Genomic DNA, 17,930 nt, shown 5'->3' with positions numbered 1-17,930 from the left:
AGGCTGCATAGCCCGGGGCGAGCCCTTCGCCCTTATCGCCAGGCACGACTCCGTTTTCGCTGGAAGAAAAAAATGCCCGGTGCCGTTACCGGCACCGGGCATGATGCGTGCTGACCGAGCCAATCTCAGGCCATGGACGCTTCCGACTGAAACTCAAAGTGCAGCTCGTCGCCTGCCAGGGTGACGCGTACCGTGCCGCCGCCCACCAGCTCACCAAACAGCAATTCGTTGGCCAGCGGCTTTTTCAGTTGCTCCTGGATCACCCGGCTCATGGGACGGGCCCCCATGGACTTGTCGTAGCCTTTTTCCGCCAGCCAGTGACGGGCCGGCTCGCTGACTTCCAGCGACACGCCCTTGGCATCCAGCTGCGCCTGCAGCTCCACAATGAACTTGTCCACCACCCGGTGAATGATGTCCATGTTGAGATGGTTGAACCAGATGATGTGATCCAGCCGGTTGCGGAACTCGGGGGCAAAGGTGCGGTTGATTTCGGTCATGGCGTCATGACTGTGGTCCTGCTGCTGGAAGCCGATGGACTTGCGCACGGTTTCCTGTACCCCGGCGTTGGTGGTCATCACCAGGATCACGTTACGGAAGTCCGCCTTGCGGCCATTGTTGTCGGTGAGGGTACCGTTATCCATCACCTGCAGCAGAATGTTGAACACATCCGGGTGCGCCTTTTCGATTTCGTCGAGCAGCAACACCGCATGGGGATGCTTGATCACCGCATCGGTGAGCAGGCCGCCCTGATCAAAACCCACATAGCCCGGAGGCGCACCGATCAGACGTGACACCGTATGGGCTTCCATGTATTCCGACATATCAAAGCGGATCAGCTCAATGCCGAGAATGCGCGCCAGCTGCTGAGTGACCTCGGTCTTACCCACCCCGGTGGGGCCGGCAAACAGGAAAGAGCCGATGGGGCGCGTTTCGTGGCCCAGCCCGGCCCGGCTCAGACGAATGGAGTCGGTGAGCACGGAAATGGCCTTGTCCTGACCAAACACCACCATTTTCAGGTTGGGCTCCAGGTTCTTCAGGGCCTCCTTGTCGGAGCTGGACACGGACTTTTCCGGAATGCGCGCAATCTTGGCGACGATGGCCTCGATATCACCCACGCCGATGGTCTTTTTGCGCTTGGACGGCGGCAGCATGCGGATCTGGGCACCGGCCTCGTCGATCACGTCAATGGCCTTGTCGGGCAAATGCCGGTCGTTGATGTACTTGGCCGACAGCTCAGCGGCCGCCCGCAGCGCCTTGCTGGTGTAACGCACATCGTGGTGAGATTCGTAGCGGCTTTTCAGCCCCTGCAGAATCTTGGCGGTGTCGTCAACGGACGGCTCCAGAATGTCGATCTTCTGAAAACGCCGCGCCAGGGCCCGATCCTTTTCAAAGATCTGGCTGTATTCCTGGTAGGTGGTGGAGCCCACGCAACGGATCTGACCGCTGGACAGCAGCGGCTTCAGCAGGTTGGCGGCGTCGAGCTGACCACCGGAAGCCGCACCGGCACCGATGATGGTGTGGATCTCGTCGATGAACAGAATGGCGCCCTTTTGCTTTTCAAACTGCTTGAGCACCGCCTTGAAGCGTTTTTCAAAGTCGCCCCGGTATTTGGTGCCCGCCAGCAGGGAGCCCATGTCGAGGGAGTAAATGGTGCTGTCGGCAATGATTTCGGGCACGTCCTCATGCACGATACGATAAGCCAGACCCTCGGCGATGGCGGTTTTCCCCACCCCGGCCTCACCCACCAGCAGCGGGTTGTTCTTGCGCCGGCGGCACAATACCTGAATGGTGCGGTTGAGCTCCTGATCACGGCCAATCAGCGGATCGATACGGCCTTCCTTTACCCACTGATTCAGGTTGATGACAAAGCCTTCGGTCTGGTTGTTGGCGGCTTCGTCGTTCTGCTCTTCCTGCTGGGACGACGGCGCGTCTTCCTGCTCGCCGTCCTTGCGAATGCCGTGAGACAGAAAATTGACCACATCGAGTCGGCCCACGCCGACCTTTTTCAGCAGGTAGGCCGCCTGGGACTCCTGCTCGCTGAACACGGCCACCAGCACGTTGGCACCGGTCACCTCGGCATTGCCCGATGACTGCACATGGAATACCGCCCGTTGCAGCACCCGCTGAAAGCCCAGGGTGGGCTGGGTTTCGATTTCATCGTCGCCCACGGGAATCAACGGCGTGGTCTGTTCAATAAAGCTGTGGGTTTCGCGCCGCAACTGCTCCAGATCGGCACCGCAGGCCAGCAAGGCCTCTTTGGCCGACGGATTGTCGAGCAGGGCCAGCAACAGGTGCTCCACCGTCATGAACTCGTGACGCGATCGGCGGGCTTCGTTGAAGGCATCGTTCAACGTGCTCTCAAGATCTTTGTTCAACATAGGCACCTCCCCTAAGAAACTCCGGTCACCCTGTTCGGGCGCTTTTATGCCTGCTCCATGGTGCACAACAACGGATGTTCGTGCGTACGGGCAAACTTGTTCACTTGCGCTACCTTGGTCTCTGCTATTTCTGCGGTAAACAGTCCGCAGACCCCCTTGCCCTGGTAGTGCACCGACAGCATCACTTCGGTGGCCTTGTCCATGTCCATGGCGAAGAATTTTTGCAGCACTTCCACAACAAAATCCATGGGGGTGTAATCGTCATTATTCAAGATGACCTTGTACATAGGAGGGGGTTGCAGCGCGGTTTCTTCCGCCTCCTTCGGTTTATCATCCAGGGTATGCTGTGTTCTCCTGCCCATATAGTTACTCTAAATCACTGAATTGGATCCCGCTACACCGGTCCGGGCAAGGGGTATTCGAGTGTGCCCCCTGTCGCCATGGCCGTACGGTACGGGCCTGTTACCCTCACCCTACCGCCTGCGCCGCCACTGTCAACAACCACCTTAAGGATGACGTTTTTTTACCCTGACAGAGCGCCCGGAACGAGGCATGAGGCACTTGACTCCCTCACCGGTTTCACTAGAGTGGTTAACGGGTCGCCAGTAAAGCTTCATTCGAGGCTTTTCTTGCGCCCGCATCCGGCGAAAATTCGCCTGAAGTTATAATTGGCTGCGGCCAGTTTCTCAATGTTGTTTAGGATGTTTGAGTAAAAGGATGCACGAGTATGACAACCGGAACGGTGAAGTGGTTTAACAATGCCAAGGGATTTGGCTTTATCTGTCCGGAGGAAGGTGGCGAGGACGTGTTCGCCCACTTTTCCACCATTCAGATGGAAGGATACCGAACCCTGAAAGCGGGCCAGGTCGTTCGTTACGAAATAGAAAAAGGCCCCAAAGGTAACCATGCGGTCAGCATAGTACCGGCGGGTCAGCCTGCATAATAAAGCACGGGAAGACAATGTATTCCCAGTAAGCAAGAGGCGCCATTGGCGCCTCTTCTTCGTTCAGTCAGGCGCCATCTCAGGCCCCAAGCCAGCGGCTGAGGCCGTAGCCCAGCAGCGCCAGCCCCAGCAGCACCATGCCGAGCTTGCGCGCGTGACGGCGCCACAGCGCCAGCGCCCGCTCTCCCGTCAACCGCACCAGCCAGGCCAGCCCGAAATAGCGAATACCGCGCCCGATGGCCGAGGCCAGCATAAACAGCCCCAGGGAATACCCCACGGCGCCGGCGGCCAGCATGGCCACCTGAAAAGGTACCGGCGTGATGCCCACCATCACAATGGCCATAAAGCCGTCATTGGATAATTCCCGGCTGAAGGCATCAAAGGCCTGCTGTCCGTTCAGCACCTCCAGCAGTGGCTGTCCCAGGCTGTCAAACAGCCAGGCTCCCAGGCCATAGCCCAGCAGGGCGCCGCTCAGACACCCCGCCAGGGCAGTGGCGGCCAGCGACCACAGGCGCGCCCGCTCTACCAGCATCAGCGGGATCAGCAACAGTTCAAGGGGAATGGGCAGGATCACCGCCTCCAGCAGCGCAGCCACAAACACCACCGGCAGCAGCCAGGCCGAGCCGGTAACGCGGCTGAGCCAGGGCGGCAGTTGCTCATCGGGTTGCATCATCAGGCTCCGTTACCGAGAAATGACCGTTGCCAGTATGCCGAATGCGGGCGCGCTTTTCCCCGTTCACCGGCTTTGTTAAGTTAAAGGCTGTTCCGTTCAAAAGGAAATACCGCCCATGGAAGCCAGTCTGCTCGCACCCGCGCTTTTATCTCCCGACCAGCTCACCCTGGCTCGTTGCAAGGAAATCCTGGCCCGCCTGCAGGGCTGGCTGGAGCAGCGCTTTGATGCCGGCGACGACATCAACGAGCTGGTGAGCACCCGCTCCCAGCATATGGATCAGCTGCTCACCGGGCTGTGGGCCCGCCATGGCCTGGCCGAGTCACCGGAACTGGCGCTGGTGGCCGTCGGCGGCTATGGCCGGGGGGAGCTGCACCCCTGCTCCGACATCGACCTGCTCATCCTGTGCCGCCATGAACTGGACCCGGCCCTGAACGAGCGCGTCGGCGACTTTGTCACCCAGTTGTGGGATCTGCACCTGGAGGTGGGCCACAGCGTGCGCTCGGTAGCCGAATGCGTTGAACAGGGCGAGCAGGACATTACCGTGGCCACCAATCTGATTGAAGCCAGGCTGATTACCGGCTGCTACGACACCTTTGCCGCTCTGACCCGGGCCACGGCACCGGACCGGTTCTGGCCCAGCCAGGCCTTTTTCGAGGCCAAACGCACCGAACAGGAACAGCGCCACTGCCAGTTTCACGACACCAGCTACAAGCTGGAGCCGGACATCAAAAACAGCCCCGGCGGCCTGCGCGACATTCAGACCATCAGCTGGGTGGCCCGCCGCCACTTCGGTGCCACCACCCTGGGCGAAATGGTCAGCCACGGCTTTCTCGATCAGGCCGAATATGACGAGCTGCAGGATTGCCAGAACTTTCTGTGGAAGCTGCGCTTTGCCCTGCACACCGAGATCCGGCGGCCCGACAACCGGCTGCTGTTCGACCGCCAGCGAGCGGTGGCCACCGCCCTGGGCTACGCCGGCGAGGGCAACGAGCCCATCGAGCGCATGATGAAGCGCTACTACCAGACGGTACGCCGGGTGGCCGAACTCAACGAAATGCTGCTGCAGCTGTTTGACGAAGCCATTCTGGGTCATATAGCCATGGACGTTAAAAGCCTGACGCCGGAGTTTCGCCTGCGCGGCCGGCTGATCGACGTGGTCGATCCCGAGCTGTTCAACAAGGAGCCCGCCGCCATCTTAAGGCTGTTCTACCAGATAGCCGCCTACCCCCAGATCAGCGGCATCTATTCCACCACCCTGCGCCAGCTGCGGGATGCCCGACGGCGGCTGAGCGGTTTTTTGTGCGAGCGGGCCGACTGCCGCCGGCTGTTCATGATGCTGATCCGCCACCCCGGCAGCGGCCGCCTGGCCCTGACCCTGATGCACCGCTACGGCGTGCTCGCCGCCTACTTTCCCCAGTGGAACAAGATTGTCGGCCAGATGCAGTTCGACATGTTTCATGCCTACCCGGTGGATGAACATACCCACAGAGTGCTGACCAACATCGGCCGGTTTCGCGATGACGCTCGCCGGCGCAGCCACCCGCTGTGCTTTGACATCGCCAACCGGCTGCGCAAGCCCGAGCTGCTGTTGCTGGCCGGGCTGTTTCACGACATCGCCAAGGGCCGGGGCGGCGATCACTCCACCCTGGGAGCCGACGACGCCCTGGACTTTTGTCTGGAGCACGGTCTTGACCGCTCCGATGCCCGCCTGGTGTCCTGGCTGGTGCGCCGGCATTTGCTGATGTCGGTCACCGCCCAGCGCCGGGACATTCATGACCCCGAAGTGATCCGCGACTTCGCCACCCAGGTGCGCGACGAGCTGCACCTCGACTTTCTCTACTGCCTGACGGTGGCCGACATCTGCGCCACCAACGACACCCTGTGGAATGACTGGAAGGGCAGCCTGCTGCGCGAGCTGTATTTCGCCACCCAGAAAGCGCTGCGCCGGGGGCTGGAAAACCCGCCGGATCTGCGCCTGCGCATTCGTGAAAACCAGCAGCAGGCGCGCCGCCTGCTGGATCACCTGGACACCGCGGTTGAGCAAATCAAGCCATTGTGGGCCCGCTTTCCCGCCGACTATTTTCTGCGTCATACTCCGGAACAGATCGCCTGGCACAGCCGGCATATTCTGGCCCACGGCGAGGCCCGGCAGCCGCTGGTGCAGATCAGCCAGCAGCCCGGCCGCGGCGGCAGCGAGCTGTTTATCTACTGCCCAGACTCCCCCAACCTGTTTGGCCGGGTGGCGGCGGCGCTGGATCAGAAAAACCTCAACATTCACGATGCCCAGATCATGACCTCGAAAGACGGCTATGCCCTCGACACCTTTATCGTGCTCGAGCCCGACGGCCAGCCGGTGAGCGGCGATCGCCTGAGCGAGCTGTGCACCGATCTGGCCCTGGCACTGAACGGCCGTACGCCGCCGGTGGTCCGCATTCGGCCACCTTCGCGCCGGCACCGGGAATTTTATGTGCCCACCCGAGTGCAGTTTCTGGAGCCGGAGCGCAGCAGCAAACGTACCCTGATGGAGCTGGTGGCACTCGATACCCCCGGCCTGCTGGCCCGCACCGGTGCCGTGTTCAGCCGGCTGGGACTGAATCTGCATGCCGCCAAGATCACCACCATCGGCGAGCGGGTGGAAGACTTTTTCAGTCTCACCAACGGCGAGGATCGGCCATTAACTGAGCAGGAGCAGGGGCAATTGCGAGAAAAGTTGGTGGATGAACTCAACCACGAGGACAAAATGTGATAAAAGGTGCATCAATTTCAGGAAAAGCAACAAAATTAACGGAGTGAACACCATGGCAAACTTTGCTTTCGGTCTGGGCGTGGGCACCAAGTCCGCCAAGGGAGAATGGCTGGAGGTTTACTATAACCTGCCGCTGCTGAACGCGGATGACGCACTGATCGCCGCCGTGGCCGACCAGATTGGCTACCAGGGTGGCAACGCCGCCGTCGAAATCACCGCCGAACAACTGGCCGGGCTGAAAGCGGCCTTCCAGTCTGCCAGCGCCGCCGAACAGGCCGGCATCGCAGAGATCCTGGAAGGCACCGACCAGCCACTGGTAGTGACCATTCTGGAAACCGACGCTGCCCCCGCCTCCACCGCCGAGGTGTACCTTAAGCTGGCGCTGCTGTCGCACCGTCTGGTTCAGCCTCATGGCCTGGACTTGTCCGGCATGTTCGGTCTGTTGCCCAACGTGGCCTGGACCAGCGAAGGCGCCATCGCCGTGGACGAACTGGCCAAGCGCCAGCTGCAGGCGCGCGCTCAAGGGCGCACCATCAGCGTCAACTCCGTGGACAAGTTCCCCAAGATGACCGACTACGTGGTGCCTGCCGGCGTGCGCATCGGCGATGCGTCCCGCATTCGCCTGGGCGCGCATGTGGGTGAAGGCACCACCGTCATGCACGAAGGCTTTATCAACTTCAACGCCGGCACCCTGGGCGTGAGCATGGTGGAAGGCCGCATCTCCGCCGGCGTGGTCGTCGGCAACGGCTCCGACCTGGGCGGCGGCTGCTCCACCATGGGCACCCTGTCCGGTGGCGGCAACATCGTCATCTCCGTGGGTGAAGGCAGCCTGCTGGGCGCCAACGCCGGCCTGGGCATTCCCCTGGGTGATCGCTGCACCATCGAGTCCGGCCTGTACATCACCGCCGGCGCCAAGGTCACCGTGCTGGACGATCAGAACAACGAAGTACAGACCGTGAAAGCCGCCGATCTGGCCGGCAAGCCGGATCTGCTGTTCCGTCGCAACTCCCAGACCGGCCGCATCGAGGTGAAGACCAACAAGTCCGCCATCGAGCTGAACGCCGAGCTGCACAAGCACAACTGATCCTCGGTTATGCCGGCCTTTGAGCCGGCATCTTCTGAATGCATGACGTAGCCCGTTACAAAGATACCGGGTCAAGCCCGGTATGACGGTACTCTGTCCATGCAAACGGCGCTGTCACCGACAGCGCCGTTTTTGTCTTCGCGACCAGAAAACCACCACCCCGAACACTTTTCTGCTATCATGCGCGCCCGGCCATTCCGGCCCCTTTCATTTCTCGACACTGCAAGAGCCTTCCGTGACCAACACCGACTTTTCCACCCTGCCGCTGGGACCCACCCTGCTCGATAACCTCACCAGCCTGGGCTACAGCCGCATGACTCCCATACAGGCTCAGGGCCTGCCGTTGGTGCTGGCCGGCAACGACGTCATCGCCCAGGCCAGCACCGGCAGTGGCAAAACCCTGACCTTTGGCCTGGGGCTGCTGTCGCGCCTTAACGTGAGCCGCAACCGAGTACAGGCCATGGTGCTGTGCCCCACCCGCGAGCTGGCGGATCAGGTGGCGCGGGAGCTGCGCAAGCTGGCCCGGACCATGGCCAATGTCAAGCTGGTGTCCCTGTGTGGCGGCTCGCCCACGGCGGCCCAGACGGCCACCCTGCAATTTGGCGCCCATATCGTGGTGGGCACGCCGGGACGCATGCTCAAGCACCTGCAACAGGGCAGCCTGAGCCTGGACGCCCTCGACACCCTGGTGCTGGACGAAGCGGATCGCATGCTCGACATGGGCTTTGCCGACGACATTCGCAAGGTGGTGGCATTTGCCCCCGCCGAGCGCCAGACCCTGCTGTTTTCCGCCACCTACCCCGACGGCATTGCCGAGCTGAGCCGCGGCCTGCAGCGCCAGCCTCAGCAAATTGCGGTGGCCGATGAGCAAAACGCCGACAACATTGTGGAGCTGCTGTTTGAGGTCACGCCCGACCAGCGCAAGACCGCGCTGGCCGCCATGCTGGCCCACTATGCCCCCGCCTCCGCCGTGGTGTTCTGCAACACCAAACGGGCCTGTCAGGAAGTAGCCGATCACCTCAACGGCCTGGGCTTTGCCGCCCTGGCACTGAACGGCGATCTGGAGCAGCGGGAACGGGACCAGGTTCTGGTCCGTTTCGCCAACGGCAGCGCCAACATTCTGGTGGCCACCGATGTGGCGGCCCGCGGCCTCGACATCAAGGAGCTGGCGGCGGTGATCAACTATGACATCACCCAGGATCCCCAGGTGCACGTACACCGCATCGGCCGCACCGGCCGCGCCGGCGAGCAGGGCCTGGCGCTGAGCCTGTACAGCCCGCAGGAAGCCTACCGGGTCAATATGATTGAGGAATATCAGCGTGCGCCCATGGCGCAAGGGTCGCTGAATGCCCTCAATGGCCAGGCCGAGCCCCGCCAGCCGGACATGGTCACCCTGAACATCGCCGGCGGCCGCAAAAGCAAGATCCGCGCCGGCGACATTCTCGGCGCCCTGACCCGAGACGCCGGCATTGCCGGTAACCAGATTGGAAAAATCGACATCTCCGAAATGCAGTCTTACGTGGCGGTGCACAAAAGCGTGGCACGACAGGCGCTCAAACACCTGCAACAGGGCAAAATCAAGGGCCGCAGCGTGCGCGCAAGCCGGCTGGGCTGACCATCGCCGGATTAATGATACGCTAAGGCCGTCATCCTGACGAAAGTCGTCACGACCCGGTCAGGATCTTTCTGCAGCAAGATAGCGGGTCAAGCCCGGTATGACGATGTTATCTTTGCCGTTATGACTCATTAAAGTGGCGGTGAATATAGTCCACCTTGGCCATAAACTGCTCCTTGAGGCCATTGGTGGCATATTCGAAATGGTAGCTCTGATGAAAGTTGAGCTGCAGGGTTACGCCACTGCCCTCGAGCACCACACTGTAGCCATCGAAGTCGCTTTTGGCGACGATGCCTTCCAGCATGTGGCCGTCCTCATAGGGCTCGCCAAAACGCCGGATCTTGTCAAACACTTCGAGAATCACGCGGTTATCAAGTTCATTTTGCATTCATTGTTCCTCTGTTAAAGCGGCCATACCCACAATAGCATGGGCAGGCTGAGCGCCACCACCAGCAGTTCCAGCGGCAACCCCAGTCGCCAGTAATCACCAAAGCGAAAGCCACCCGGCCCCAGAATAAGGGTGTTGTTCTGATGTCCGATGGGCGTCAGAAAGGCGCAGGAGCCGCCGATGGCCACCGCCATTAAAAAGGCATCCGGGTTCACCGCCAGCTGGTTGGCGGTACCCAGCGCAATAGGACACATCACCGCCGCCGTGGCCGCGTTGTTCATCACGTCCGACAGAGTCATGGTCACCACCAGGATCAGTGCCAGTGCCACCAGGGCGCTGCCCTGGGCCACCCCATCCAGTAACCAGCCGGCGACCAGGCGGGCGGTACCGCTCGATTCCATCACATCCGCCACCGGGATCAGCGCCCCCAGCAACACCACCACCGGCCAGTCCACGGCATTGTAGACCGAGCGCGGCGGCACGGTGCGAAGCACCATGGACGCCAGCACCCCGCTGGCAAAAGCCACCGCCGCCGGCAACCAGCCCATGGCTGCCACGGTCACCGAGGCAGCCATGATGACAGCGGCGGTGAGCGCCTTTTTCTTGTCGGGAATACGCAGATCCCGCTCCGCCAGGGGCACGCAGCCGGTGCTGGAGGCAAACTCGGCAATCAGCTCCGGCGAGCCCTGCATCAACAGCAGATCGCCGGCGCGAAACGCCAGCGCCCGCAGTCGCTTGAACGAGCGCTGGCCCTGACGCGAGACCGCCAGCAGGTTAACGCCATAGCGGGTACGCAGTTGTATGCCGCGGGCGGAGCGCCCGAGCAGCTCGGAGCTGGGCAGGATCACCAGCTCCATCAGCACGATTTCTTCCGAGCCGTCGGCCTCGGACTTTTCTTTCTTCTCTTTTTTCTCTTTTTTGACCGACTCTTCTTTGCCCGCCTCAGTCGCCACGTCACGCGCCGGCCCCTCCTTGCCGGCCTTTTCTTTTTCCTTCTGTCGCTCTTCCTTGGTGTCCTGGGCTTCTTCGAGCTTGAGCCCGAGGGACGACAGCGCATGAGACAGGGTATCGGCCTCGGCTTCCAGCATCAGAATATCGCCGGCGCGGGTACGCCGGCGCGGGCTCGGCGGCATCACCCGCACCGAATTGCGCACCAGCCCCAGCACCTGGGCGTCGGCTTCCACCAGTGCCAGCTCGAGCTCGCGCAGGGTGAGCCCCTCGGCCTTGCTGCCTTCCGGCACCCGGGCCTCGGTGATGTAGGCGCCGGACTCAAACCCTTCCATCCCCGACTGTTTGCGCGCGGGCACCAGCCGCCAGCCGATCAGCGCCACAAAGGCCACGCCCAGTGCCGCCACCGCCAGCCCCACCGGGGTATAGTCGAACATGCCAAAGCCGTCGCCGCCGCTGGCCTGGCGAAAGCCGGAAACAATGAGGTTGGGAGGCGTACCGATCAGGGTGGTCATGCCGCCCAGTATGGTGCCAAAGGCCAGCGGCATCAGCATTTTGCCCGGCGGCAATTGCTGGCGCCGGGCCATTTGCAGGGCCACCGGCATCAGCAGTGCCAGGGCGCCCACGTTGTTCATAAAGGCCGACAGCACCGCGCCCAGGGTGGTGAGCGCCACAATTGACAGCACCGGACCAGACTGCCCCGGCAAAAAGGTGCGCGCCAGCACATCCACCGCCCCCGAGCTTTGCAGCCCCTTGCTCAGCACCAACACACAGGCCACGGTAATCACCGCAGGGTGGCCGAGGCCGTCAAAGGCCACGTCGGCGGGCACCAGGCCGGTGAGAATGCAGGCCAGCAGGGCGCCGGCAGCCACCATGTCGTGGCGCCAGCGCCCCCACATGAACATCACCACGGTCGCGGCGAGAATAACAAGGATGGTGATCTGTGCCTGATCCATGCTTGCGGTTCGCTCCTGATATGGCGGGCCCGCTTAAAAGCGGGAACACAATCACCAAAGTGTCCATCTTTTGCCCGAGTGTAGCAGTCTTTTACCGGATGCTGGCAAGAGTTAATTGATAATCCCTTGAATTTAAAGGCTTATACCATGTTTCTGGGCCACCTGCGCGCGCCCTTTGCAAAGATGGTCTTTACTCGGCCGGCACGCTAAGATCATGGCTTTTGACAATGACGGTGAACTCCATGATCAAGCTTGGCGACAACAACTCCCTGCCCCTGCTGCGGCTGGATGACAAGGGCGGCTGGCTGGACGGAGGCGACTTTGGCGAGCTGTTTCTGCCCAACAGCCAGCTGCCCGCCGGTTGCAAGCCCGGCGACGAGGTCGGCGCCTTCATTTATCTGGATGCCGATCTGGAGCCGGTGATCACCACCCTCCGCCCCAAGGCCCGGGTCAACCAGTTTGCCTCGCTGCGAGTGGTCACGGTCAACCGCCTGGGTGCCTTTCTTGACTGGGGCATGAAAAAGGACATCTTCGTGCCGGTGCGCAACCAGGCCAGCCCCATGCAGGTAGGCCGCCATTACGTGGTATACCTGTATCTGGATCACGAAGGCCGCATGGTGGCCACCAGCAAGCTGGAGCCTTTCCTCAGCAAGGACACGCCCCGCTACCACGCCGGCGACGAAGTCAACCTGCTGATCGTGGCCGGCACCCCGCTGGGGCTGAAGGCGGTGGTGGACGGAAAGCACTGGGGCCAGTTGTTCAAGTCGGAGCTGCCCGAGCGCCTGCCCATGGGCAAAAGCCTGCGCGGTTACATCAAGCAGGTGCGGGAGGACGGCAAGCTGGATCTGACCCTGTTCAAGCCCGGTCCGGGCAAGACCGACGAGGCGGCAGAAAAGGTACTGTCCCGGCTGGCCGCCGCCGGCGGCAGTCTGCCGGTGAGCGACAAGACGGACCCCGACACCATTTATCGCCAGTTTGGCATCAGCAAGGGTACCTTCAAGAAGGCCATCGGTGGTCTCTACAAGCAGGGCAGGATCGTGATTGAAGCGGACGGCATTCGGCTGAAAGGTGAGGAGTAAGGAACTAGAGGTAAGATGTTTCTCGCTCCCACGCTTCTGCGTGGGAGTGTATATCGTATTCTGGCACAGCTCTGGTATGCATACCCACGCAGAGCGTGGGAACGAGATGACAACTTGTGCATTCCGCCCCTAGATGCCCGCCTTCGCGGGCATGACGGATTAGGGTTTAAATTTTCTCAATCCAGCCCTTGAGCCATTCAAGGGCGGGCACTTCCGGCTCCAGGGTCTCGGTGGCATCCACCTGCAGGCGTGCGGTCACGGATTGCGCCTGCAGTTCCTGCAACTGCTCATCGAGCTGGCGGCCGGCGCCGCAGAAGTCGTCGTAACTGCTGTCGCCCAGGGCCACCAGGGCGTAACGCACCTCTGGGATCGGCGGGCAGGTTTCCCGCAGTGCCTCGACCAGCGACACCAGGTTAGGCGGAATGTCTCCCTGTCCGGTGGTCGAGGTCACAAACAGCCAGAAGTGGGATTGGTCCAGCTCATCCAGCTCCGCGTCCTCATGCAGGGTCACGCTGTGGCCCGCCTTCACCAGCGCTTCTTCCAGGGTTTCCGCCACCAGCACCGCCGAGCCGTACACGGTGCCGATAATAATATCCACTGTCGCCATTCATGCTCTCCTTGGTGTCGTTAAAGTCCTACTCTACCCCGTCCGCCATGGCCGAGGCCAGGGCTCGATGCCAGCCAAAGGCCTCGGCCAGCCGGTGCCAGTGCGCGTCCACCGGGGCGCTGAGGGTCAGCGACTCGCCGGTCACCGGGTGACTCAGGCTCAGCCGGGCGGCATGCAGCATCAGCCGGTCGCACTGGTATGCTTCACGAAAAAAGCGATTATGGCGGCCATCGCCGTGACTGGTATCGCCGACGATGGGATGGCGCAGATGGGCCATGTGCCGGCGCAGCTGGTGCTTGCGGCCGGTTTCCGGACTGAGCTGCACCAGGCTGTAACGGCTGGTGGCGTGCTGTTTGGACACCGCCACGGGCAGCTCCACCCGGTCCAGCCCCTGCCAGCGGGTGATGGCGTCCTGGGCCGGCTTGTCGGTGTCGGCAAACTTGTCGGCAATGTCATCCAGCTCCCGGCTCAGGGCATAGTCGAGCCGGCCTTCGCCCTCCAGATAGCCCCGCACCAGCGCCAGATAGGTTTTGTTCACCCGCCGCTCGCCAAAGGCTTCGGTCAGGGTGCGGGCCACCTCGGCATTTTTGGCAAACAGCAACAGGCCGGAGGTGGGCCGGTCGAGCCGGTGCACCGGAAACACATGGCAACCCACGGCATCCCGGGTCAGCTGCATGGCAAAGCGGGTTTCATGACGGTCCAGCCAGCTGCGGTGCACCAGCAGGCCGGGCTCCTTGTTCACCGCTACCAGCCAGTCATCTTCATACACCAGTTCGATGCTCATGCTTCGCGCACCACCGGCTGACCGCTCAGGGCTTCATCCAGGCAAGCAATGGCTTCAAGCAGCGCACCCGGGTCGCCACTCTCCCTCCTGAAGCTCTCCACCGCCACGGGATACACGGCAATGCGGCTCGGCAAGGGGGTGCCCGCCGTCAACATGGCCCGCAGGCGCGGCAGCAATATGAACTGCAGCCACTGGGCCAGGCTCAGGGTGTCGATGCAAAAGGGCTGGGTACTGGCCAACGCCTCGGCAGATGGCGGCGTCTCCTGCCACCAGCCCAGGGCGGTCAGCTCCCGTTCTATGTCGAGCAGCAGGCGTTGAATATCGGCGGACATTAAGCAAACTCCGGGTAAAACAGCCCGTTACTATACCATCCCGGCTCCCGACTCCCTATAATTCGCCCTCAAGACAGGAGGAGCCGATGCAAATAGACACTCTCAGCGAATTTTTGACCCAGGCCGGGACCGACTTTCGCCTGTTCGATCTGGGCCGGCGCTTGCAGCCCCTTGAGCAGGACGACTTTGTCGCCATCGAGGCCGGGCAACGCCCCTACCCCTGGCCGTTGCAGCGCCACGCCTGGCTGGCGGTATGCTACTGGCAGCAAAGCGGTGGGCAGCCCTATGTGTGGTTTCTCAAAATCCCTCTGGACGAGCGCGGCCTGTTTAACAACGCCGCGGTGAAACATTTTCTGTCGGCGCTGGTGGAACAGCTCGGCGGCGATATTCACGCCCCGCTGACCGACGAGCAGCAACATCAGCTGGCGGAGACGCCCTTTACCTTTCAGCCCGCCCAGGACAAGCTGGCCGCCTTTCACGCCCGCCTAAGCCTGACACTGGGCCATGCGCCGTCCGCCTATTACCGGGGCGCGCTCGACTACCTGAACGATCCCGATGCTCACGACTGGCAACAGCTGGGCCTTCAGGGACTGGCGGACGTGGCCGCCCGGCTGCACACCGATGCCGCCCTTGCCAAGCGGGTACAACAGCGACTGTGGCAACTGCCGGCACCGGTCCAGCAGGCGCTGCTGGCCCAGTGCGAGCATCATCCGCTGCCGGCCCCCCTGGCCAGCGTCATGATTGAAGCCATCAACGGCGAGCTGGAGCGGGCCGAGCCCGATCAGGAGCGCATTGGCCTGCTGCTGCGCGCCACCGCCGGCTGCGCCCCCTTTCGCGAGCGCAGCACCAAGCTCGCCACCCTGCTGACGCTGAACCCGAGTCAAACCCTGTTGCTGACCCTGGCCGCCCGGCTGTGGCAGGAGCTGACCGACGAGGCCCTGCTGCTGCAATACCTGACGTTGCTGGCAGAACACCATGGCGAGCTGTTCAACGGCCTCTTTGCCGAGCTGGTGTCGGTGCCGGCGCTGCGGCCGCTGATCCTGGCCAACCTGCACAACCCCGAGCTGCCCGCCGCCCTGAAACAGGCCCTGGGCGGTCTGTTCGCCACCGCCCGTGGCTGAGCTGCTCGGCCTGCTGGCGCTGGCCCTGCTGGGGGCCGGTGTCTGGCAGCTGCGCCGCCAGAGCGAGTTCGCCAACCGCTGGCTGGTGCAGTACTGCAAGCGCCAGCAGTTTCAGCTGCTCAGCGTTTACCGCTATCGCTTTTGCCTGCGCAAGGGCCGGTGGCTTGCCCATTTTCGCTTTGAGTTCAGCCACGACGGCCTGCAACGCAACGAAGGCGATCTCTGGCTAAGTGGCCTGCGCGTGGTGGAAGTGTCGGTACCTGTGCTGCGGGAACCGCCATCACCTATGCTGTAACTCAGATCTGACTGTTCTTTTTCACTGCAACCGGAGGTCAACATGGAACATATCGTTCATCCGTTCAGCGAGCTGTTTGAACAACTGGGGCTGGATGCCACCAATCAGGGCATAGAGCACTTTCTGCACAACCACCAACTGCCGCCGGACGTGGAGCTGGTCGAAGCCCCCTTCTGGAGCCCGGCCCAGGCCGGTTTTTTAAAGGAAGGGCTGCAGGAAGATTCGGACTGGGCCGAGATCATCGACCAGCTCAACGCCAGCCTGAGATAACCCACGGAGACCCCATGTCCCGAGAGATCATTGATACCATTCACCGCCTTGCCGCCGAGGGCAAGGCGATCACCACCGCCACGGTACGGGCCCGGTTATCGGGCCCGGTCAACATGGCCGAACTGATCAGCCTGATTAACCGTCACCGCCAGGCTCCCGAGTCGCTGCCAAAGATCACCGCGGCACCGGCTACGCCCGCAACAACAGCGGATCAGGACGAGCGCCTGGCGGCGCTGGAAGAAAAAGTACGCCTGCTGGAAGCCCGGCTGGCCCGCCTCGAGGAGCCAGCCGCCTGATGTGGGTTTGTGAACTGCAATTTGACTGCTACCAGGACACTGCCCTGGCCGAGGCCGAGTCGGCGATACGCCAGCTGCTTGACGCCCTGCGCTATAACGGCCAGATCATCGGCCGGGAGTTTCCCACCGTCATTCATCAGGGCTGGCTGACCAGCCGGGTGGTGTGTCCGGAGCAGGACAGCCTGCACCCGCATCATCACAGCCGGCAGGTGGAGATCGCGGTGGAGCGGCTGCATCAGGCCGGCCTCACCAGCCCCAAGGTGACACCGCGCGGCCCGGATCTCAACTCCGACACCACCGATGAGCCCCATACTCCCGCCTGGCAGGTGCTCTATACCAGCTACCTGCACACCTGCTCACCGCTGCGCTGCGGCGAGCACTTCGCGCCCATTCCGCTGTACCGGCTTCCGGCGGTGGCCAACGGCGATTTCAAGCAGGTTCTGAAATGGCAGGAAGACTGGGAAGCCTGTGATCAGTTGCAGATGAACGGCTCCATTCTGGAACACGGTGCGGTACAGGAAATCTCCTCAACCACCAGCCTGCTCAGCCGCCGGGGCCGAGATCTGGCCAAGCGCATCGAGTTTCTGACCCAAATCCCCACCTTCTACTATCTGTACCGGGTGGGCGGCGACAGCCTGGCCGCCGAGCAGGCCCGCCCCTGCCCTGGCTGCGGCGGTGACTGGCGGCTGGACGCGCCGCTGCACGATATTTTTGACTTTTTCTGCGAGCCTTGCCGGCTGGTGTCCAACCTGTCCTGGGACTTCAAGAGCTGACCGGCTCGGCCCGGCGCAGAAAGCTGGCCAGATCCGGTGCCAGGGTGCCGATGGCGCCCTGACCGAGGCGTTCCAGCAAGACGGCGCCGCTGGCGTTTTCGAGGGTCACCAGCCGGTGTTCATCGCGGCAGGTGGCAATAAACCAGGTGGCCGGCAGGCCGAGCTTGCGCTGCATCAGCTGGTGGCCAATCTGGTTCTGCTGCAGGCGCTCGAAATCAGTGTGGTGCCAGGGCTGCAACAGGGTAACAAAGAGGCCCTTGTAACACAGGGGTAAATGTCCGGCGTAATAATGCCCGAACAAGGCCGCCAGCGACGGATGCACCGGCATGTTCAGGGCCTGGGCCAGGTTATCAAAGTTGCCCGGCTCGTCACGCTCAACCGGCCGCCAGCCCACCCGGCCGTGATGGGCCGGTGGCAGCTCGGCGGGCGATGGCTCGGCGGGGTCCTGTTCGGCCAGAGGCTGACCATAGAGACGACGGTAACGGTCGAACAGGTCGGCCAGGGCCGTCACCACTTGATTCTGCATGACAAAGTCTCACAATAAACGGTAAAAATGTGTACAACATAATGAGCGCACAGGTGTACGGCACGGCCTTGGGGCCACAGCACCGTTAACGGCGTTATTCTAGCAACCGGAATTTC

19 protein-coding genes are annotated in these 17,930 nt (G+C 62.3%); 10 read left to right on the top strand and 9 right to left on the bottom strand.

Annotation, left to right across the window (positions count from 1 at the left end; genetic code table 11):
* Positions 1-125: 125 nt before the first annotated feature.
* Together clpA and clpS are read right to left on the bottom strand one after the other, a co-directional pair.
* Positions 126-2,378: an ATP-dependent Clp protease ATP-binding subunit ClpA gene (gene clpA, locus Q9290_RS00565; RefSeq protein WP_306077693.1), complete on the bottom strand. Its 2,253-nt coding sequence runs from the start codon at positions 2,376-2,378 to the stop codon at positions 126-128.
* Positions 2,379-2,422: 44 nt separating this feature from the next.
* Positions 2,423-2,740 carry an ATP-dependent Clp protease adapter ClpS gene (gene clpS, locus Q9290_RS00560; protein ID WP_306077692.1) on the bottom strand — a complete coding sequence of 106 codons (318 nt, stop codon included), beginning with the start codon at positions 2,738-2,740 and terminating at the stop codon, positions 2,423-2,425.
* 365 nt (positions 2,741-3,105) lie between these two features.
* Between clpS and cspD the strand changes: the two genes are divergently transcribed.
* Entirely contained in the window at positions 3,106-3,321 is a 216-nt protein-coding gene (gene cspD, locus Q9290_RS00555; RefSeq protein WP_306077691.1) for a cold shock domain-containing protein CspD, read from the top strand.
* Between the two features lie 79 nt (positions 3,322-3,400).
* On the opposite strand, the gene Q9290_RS00550 is transcribed toward cspD, so the two are convergent.
* Positions 3,401-3,994, bottom strand: a complete 594-nt coding sequence (locus tag Q9290_RS00550) for a YqaA family protein (RefSeq protein ID WP_306077690.1) — start codon at positions 3,992-3,994, stop codon at positions 3,401-3,403.
* Positions 3,995-4,109: 115 nt separating this feature from the next.
* Here Q9290_RS00550 and glnD point away from each other — a divergent pair, with 115 nt between their 5' ends.
* The 3 genes from glnD (at position 4,110) to dbpA (ending at position 9,439) form a co-directional block, all read left to right on the top strand.
* Positions 4,110-6,740, top strand: coding sequence for a bifunctional uridylyltransferase/uridylyl-removing protein GlnD (gene glnD, locus Q9290_RS00545; RefSeq protein ID WP_306077689.1), 2,631 nt, complete (start codon positions 4,110-4,112; stop codon positions 6,738-6,740).
* 52 nt (positions 6,741-6,792) lie between these two features.
* Positions 6,793-7,824, top strand: coding sequence for a 2,3,4,5-tetrahydropyridine-2,6-dicarboxylate N-succinyltransferase (dapD, locus tag Q9290_RS00540; RefSeq protein ID WP_306077688.1), 1,032 nt, complete (start codon positions 6,793-6,795; stop codon positions 7,822-7,824).
* A gap of 235 nt (positions 7,825-8,059) precedes the next feature.
* Positions 8,060-9,439: an ATP-dependent RNA helicase DbpA gene (gene dbpA, locus Q9290_RS00535; protein WP_306077687.1), complete on the top strand. Its 1,380-nt coding sequence runs from the start codon at positions 8,060-8,062 to the stop codon at positions 9,437-9,439.
* 121 nt (positions 9,440-9,560) lie between these two features.
* Here the strand turns inward: dbpA and Q9290_RS00530 are convergent, their stop codons facing one another.
* Both Q9290_RS00530 and Q9290_RS00525 read right to left on the bottom strand, forming a co-directional pair.
* Positions 9,561-9,827, bottom strand: a complete 267-nt coding sequence (locus Q9290_RS00530; RefSeq protein ID WP_306077686.1) for a DUF3081 domain-containing protein — start codon at positions 9,825-9,827, stop codon at positions 9,561-9,563.
* 14 nt (positions 9,828-9,841) lie between these two features.
* Complete coding sequence (locus Q9290_RS00525; protein ID WP_306077685.1) at positions 9,842-11,731, bottom strand: SLC13 family permease; 1,890 nt, start codon at positions 11,729-11,731, stop codon at positions 9,842-9,844.
* Positions 11,732-11,973: 242 nt separating this feature from the next.
* On the opposite strand from Q9290_RS00525, the gene Q9290_RS00520 reads away from it, so the two are divergent.
* Positions 11,974-12,810, top strand: coding sequence for a CvfB family protein (locus Q9290_RS00520; RefSeq protein WP_306077684.1), 837 nt, complete (start codon positions 11,974-11,976; stop codon positions 12,808-12,810).
* Positions 12,811-12,976: 166 nt separating this feature from the next.
* Here the strand turns inward: Q9290_RS00520 and Q9290_RS00515 are convergent, their stop codons facing one another.
* From Q9290_RS00515 to Q9290_RS00505, 3 genes are read right to left on the bottom strand one after another with little or no spacing between them, the layout of a single operon-like run.
* On the bottom strand, positions 12,977-13,417 hold the full coding sequence (locus tag Q9290_RS00515; RefSeq protein ID WP_306077683.1) for a flavodoxin: 441 nt from the start codon (positions 13,415-13,417) through the stop codon (positions 12,977-12,979).
* 28 nt (positions 13,418-13,445) lie between these two features.
* Positions 13,446-14,201, bottom strand: coding sequence for a tRNA pseudouridine(65) synthase TruC (gene truC / locus Q9290_RS00510; protein ID WP_306077682.1), 756 nt, complete (start codon positions 14,199-14,201; stop codon positions 13,446-13,448).
* Positions 14,198-14,533 (bottom strand): YqcC family protein, encoded by a 336-nt coding sequence (locus Q9290_RS00505; RefSeq protein WP_306077681.1) that lies wholly within the window; start codon positions 14,531-14,533, stop codon positions 14,198-14,200. The genes truC and Q9290_RS00505 overlap by 4 nt, the downstream gene beginning before the upstream one ends.
* An 86-nt stretch (positions 14,534-14,619) precedes the next feature.
* Here Q9290_RS00505 and Q9290_RS00500 point away from each other — a divergent pair, with 86 nt between their 5' ends.
* From Q9290_RS00500 to Q9290_RS00480, 5 genes are read left to right on the top strand one after another with little or no spacing between them, the layout of a single operon-like run.
* Positions 14,620-15,654, top strand: coding sequence for a DUF3549 family protein (locus Q9290_RS00500; RefSeq protein ID WP_306077680.1), 1,035 nt, complete (start codon positions 14,620-14,622; stop codon positions 15,652-15,654).
* Entirely contained in the window at positions 15,647-15,949 is a 303-nt protein-coding gene (locus tag Q9290_RS00495; RefSeq protein WP_306077679.1) for a DUF3301 domain-containing protein, read from the top strand. The genes Q9290_RS00500 and Q9290_RS00495 overlap by 8 nt, the downstream gene beginning before the upstream one ends.
* A gap of 42 nt (positions 15,950-15,991) precedes the next feature.
* Positions 15,992-16,219 (top strand): DUF2789 domain-containing protein, encoded by a 228-nt coding sequence (locus Q9290_RS00490; protein WP_306077678.1) that lies wholly within the window; start codon positions 15,992-15,994, stop codon positions 16,217-16,219.
* Between the two features lie 14 nt (positions 16,220-16,233).
* Positions 16,234-16,515: a hypothetical protein gene (locus Q9290_RS00485; protein WP_306077677.1), complete on the top strand. Its 282-nt coding sequence runs from the start codon at positions 16,234-16,236 to the stop codon at positions 16,513-16,515.
* Entirely contained in the window at positions 16,515-17,288 is a 774-nt protein-coding gene (locus Q9290_RS00480) for a Zn-ribbon-containing protein (protein ID WP_306077676.1), read from the top strand. Before Q9290_RS00485 ends, Q9290_RS00480 begins: the two co-directional genes overlap by 1 nt.
* Here the strand turns inward: Q9290_RS00480 and Q9290_RS00475 are convergent.
* Positions 17,278-17,814, bottom strand: coding sequence for a SecY-interacting protein Syd (locus tag Q9290_RS00475; protein ID WP_306077675.1), 537 nt, complete (start codon positions 17,812-17,814; stop codon positions 17,278-17,280). The genes Q9290_RS00480 and Q9290_RS00475 overlap by 11 nt on opposite strands.
* Positions 17,815-17,930 lie beyond the last annotated feature (116 nt).

The organism is Oceanimonas aquatica, assembly GCF_030732065.1.
Taxonomy (GTDB): domain Bacteria; phylum Pseudomonadota; class Gammaproteobacteria; order Enterobacterales; family Aeromonadaceae; genus Oceanimonas.
This window is presented reverse-complemented; position numbering and strand designations above follow the sequence as displayed.

Bases quoted from the DNA above. Each gene is read 5' to 3' on its own strand.
- clpA (WP_306077693.1), bottom strand. From the start codon at position 2,378: ATGTTGAACAAAGATCTTGAGAGCACGTTGAACGATGCCTTCAACGAA.
- clpS (WP_306077692.1), bottom strand. From the start codon at position 2,740: ATGGGCAGGAGAACACAGCATACCCTGGATGATAAACCGAAGGAGGCG.
- cspD (WP_306077691.1), top strand. From the start codon at position 3,106: ATGACAACCGGAACGGTGAAGTGGTTTAACAATGCCAAGGGATTTGGC.
- Q9290_RS00550 (WP_306077690.1), bottom strand. From the start codon at position 3,994: ATGATGCAACCCGATGAGCAACTGCCGCCCTGGCTCAGCCGCGTTACC.
- glnD (WP_306077689.1), top strand. From the start codon at position 4,110: ATGGAAGCCAGTCTGCTCGCACCCGCGCTTTTATCTCCCGACCAGCTC.
- dapD (WP_306077688.1), top strand. From the start codon at position 6,793: ATGGCAAACTTTGCTTTCGGTCTGGGCGTGGGCACCAAGTCCGCCAAG.
- Q9290_RS00530 (WP_306077686.1), bottom strand. From the start codon at position 9,827: ATGCAAAATGAACTTGATAACCGCGTGATTCTCGAAGTGTTTGACAAG.
- Q9290_RS00525 (WP_306077685.1), bottom strand. From the start codon at position 11,731: ATGGATCAGGCACAGATCACCATCCTTGTTATTCTCGCCGCGACCGTG.
- Q9290_RS00520 (WP_306077684.1), top strand. From the start codon at position 11,974: ATGATCAAGCTTGGCGACAACAACTCCCTGCCCCTGCTGCGGCTGGAT.
- Q9290_RS00515 (WP_306077683.1), bottom strand. From the start codon at position 13,417: ATGGCGACAGTGGATATTATTATCGGCACCGTGTACGGCTCGGCGGTG.
- truC (WP_306077682.1), bottom strand. From the start codon at position 14,201: ATGAGCATCGAACTGGTGTATGAAGATGACTGGCTGGTAGCGGTGAAC.
- Q9290_RS00505 (WP_306077681.1), bottom strand. From the start codon at position 14,533: ATGTCCGCCGATATTCAACGCCTGCTGCTCGACATAGAACGGGAGCTG.
- Q9290_RS00500 (WP_306077680.1), top strand. From the start codon at position 14,620: ATGCAAATAGACACTCTCAGCGAATTTTTGACCCAGGCCGGGACCGAC.
- Q9290_RS00490 (WP_306077678.1), top strand. From the start codon at position 15,992: ATGGAACATATCGTTCATCCGTTCAGCGAGCTGTTTGAACAACTGGGG.
- Q9290_RS00485 (WP_306077677.1), top strand. From the start codon at position 16,234: ATGTCCCGAGAGATCATTGATACCATTCACCGCCTTGCCGCCGAGGGC.
- Q9290_RS00480 (WP_306077676.1), top strand. From the start codon at position 16,515: ATGTGGGTTTGTGAACTGCAATTTGACTGCTACCAGGACACTGCCCTG.
- Q9290_RS00475 (WP_306077675.1), bottom strand. From the start codon at position 17,814: ATGCAGAATCAAGTGGTGACGGCCCTGGCCGACCTGTTCGACCGTTAC.